At 66.4% G+C, this 846-nt stretch carries 1 protein-coding gene; it reads left to right on the plus strand.

Annotation, left to right across the window (positions count from 1 at the left end; translation table 11 throughout):
- Positions 1–42 precede the first annotated feature (42 nt).
- A protein-coding gene (locus tag E2C05_RS32200; protein WP_133223648.1) for an IS5 family transposase occupies positions 43–836 on the plus strand; the annotation gives its coding sequence in 2 pieces (ribosomal slippage) (positions 43–379 and positions 379–836; 795 coding nt in all).
- Positions 837–846 lie beyond the last annotated feature (10 nt).

Consider the following 846-nt stretch of genomic DNA (forward strand, 5'->3'; position numbering starts at 1 on the left):
TAGGGCCTGTTAGGCCCTGAGGTACATTCCTATCTGGGGTGGATGACGGGGAATGCGGGTATCCATGTTCTGAGCGACAAGCAGTGGGCAGAGCTGGAGCCGCTGATCGACGAGGTGCGGCCGCACTGCAAAGTGTCGCACGAGAACCTGCGGCAGACCATCGAAGCCATCCTCTGGCGGCACCAAAACGGCGCCAAGTGGCGGGCCATCCCCGGCGAACTCGGGCCTTGGTGGAAAGCGGCGCAGACTTTCATTCGCTGGAGCCGGCTCGGCGTTTGGGAACGCCTGCTCGATCTCGTGCAAGAGGGCCGCGTCGCGCTCGGCATGGCCTTCCTCGACGGCACGAACCTGCGGGCGCACCAGAAGGCGGCAGGCGCCAAAAAAGGGGGGCCAACAGCGAGGAGCGAGATCGCCGTGAAGCACTTGGTCGCTCACGTGGCGGCTACGGCACCAAGGCCTGCGTGATCGCAGATGGCCGCGGGCGTGCCGCCGCCTTCACGCTCGCACCCGGTCAGGCCCATGAACTGCCGATGGCGCCGGACCTGCTGGACGAGCTGCCCGACGTGCCGGGCTGGGTGGTTGGTGATCGCGGCTACGCCTCCGACGCCTTCCGCGAGCGGATCTGGACCATCGGCGCCCGTCCCGCCATCCCGCCGAAGCGCACCGATGCCCCAGTCGCCTGCCCATCGTGGATCTACAACAATCGGCACCTCGTCGAGAACCTCTGGGCACGCCTGAAAGAATGGCGCGCGGTGGCAACCCGCTACGAAAAGACCGCCCGTTCCTTCCTCGGCGTCCTCTGCTTCGCCGCCACCCTCGATTGGCTCAGGAGCTAACAGACCCTAG

The sequence above is a fragment of the Paracraurococcus ruber genome, assembly GCF_004353985.1.
GTDB lineage: Bacteria > Pseudomonadota > Alphaproteobacteria > Acetobacterales > Acetobacteraceae > Paracraurococcus > Paracraurococcus ruber.